Origin of the sequence: Tepidimonas charontis, assembly GCF_007556685.1 — a bacterium.
Taxonomy (GTDB): domain Bacteria; phylum Pseudomonadota; class Gammaproteobacteria; order Burkholderiales; family Burkholderiaceae_C; genus Tepidimonas; species Tepidimonas charontis.
This window is the reverse complement of the sequence record NZ_VJON01000096.1, coordinates 1-1,176: the sequence shown is the minus strand read 5'-3', so window position 1 is coordinate 1,176 and position 1,176 is coordinate 1. Positions and strand designations below refer to the sequence as shown.

General features: G+C 70.9%; 1 protein-coding gene. It reads left to right on the top strand.

Annotation, left to right across the window (positions count from 1 at the left end):
- A partial coding sequence (locus tag Tchar_RS13495) for a phosphoglycerate kinase (protein ID WP_328592052.1) occupies nt 1-1,176 on the top strand: 1,176 nt, incomplete at both ends.

The following is a 1,176-nucleotide window of genomic DNA, read 5'->3' as shown; positions in this document are numbered from 1 at the left end:
GCGTTTTGCCGATCTGTGCGCGGCCGGCCGTGTGGCGGGCCGCCGCGTGTTCATTCGTGCCGACCTCAATGTGCCGCTGGACGAAGCCGGGCGCATCACCGAAGACACGCGCATCCGCGCCTCGGTGCCGGCCATCCGGATGGCCTTGGACGCGGGGGCGGCCGTCATGGTCACCTCGCACCTGGGCCGGCCCACCGAAGGCCAGCCGCGCCCCGAAGACAGCCTGGCGCCGGTGGCGCAGCGCCTGAGCGAGCTGCTTGGCCGCTCGGTGCCGCTGGTCACCGGCTGGGTTGAACACGGTGTTCAAGTCGCCCCGGGCGACGTGGTGCTGCTGGAGAACTGCCGCCTCAACAAAGGCGAGAAGAAAAACGACCCGGTGCTGGCGCAGCGCATGGCCGCGCTGTGCGACATCTTCGTGCACGACGCCTTCGGCACCGCGCACCGGGCCGAAGCCAGCACCGTCGGCATCGCCGAGTACGCGCCCATCGCCTGCGCTGGGCCGCTGCTGGCGGCCGAAATCGATGCCCTCACGCGCGCGCTGCAGCAGCCGCAGCGCCCGTTGGTGGCCATCGTCGGTGGCTCCAAAGTCTCCACCAAGCTCACCATCTTGAACAACCTGGCGCAGCGGGTGGACCGCCTCATCGTCGGCGGCGGCATCGCCAACACCTTCTTGCTGGCGGCAGGCTACCCCATTGGGCAAAGCCTGGCCGAGCCCGAGCTGGCAGCGCAAGCCCGTGCGGTCATCGAGGCCATGCGTGCGCGCGGCGCCGAGGTGCCGATTCCCGAGGACGTGGTGGTGGCGCCGACCTTCGGGCCCGACGCGCCGGCCACCGTCAAGGCGGTGGCCGACGTCGGGCCCGAGGACCGCATCCTCGACATTGGTCCACGCACGGCACAGCGCTTGGCGCAACTGCTGCAGCACGCTGGCACCATCGTCTGGAACGGGCCGGTGGGGGTGTTCGAGTTCGACGCCTTCGCCGCTGGCACCGAGACGCTGGCGCGCGCCATTGCCGCGTCGCCGGCGTTTAGCATCGCCGGTGGTGGCGACACGCTGGCGGCGATTGCCAAGTTTGGCATCGCCGAGCAGGTCGGCTACATCTCCACCGGCGGCGGCGCCTTCCTGGAGGTGCTGGAGGGCAAGACCCTGCCCGCCTTCGAGGTGCTGGCGCGGCGCGC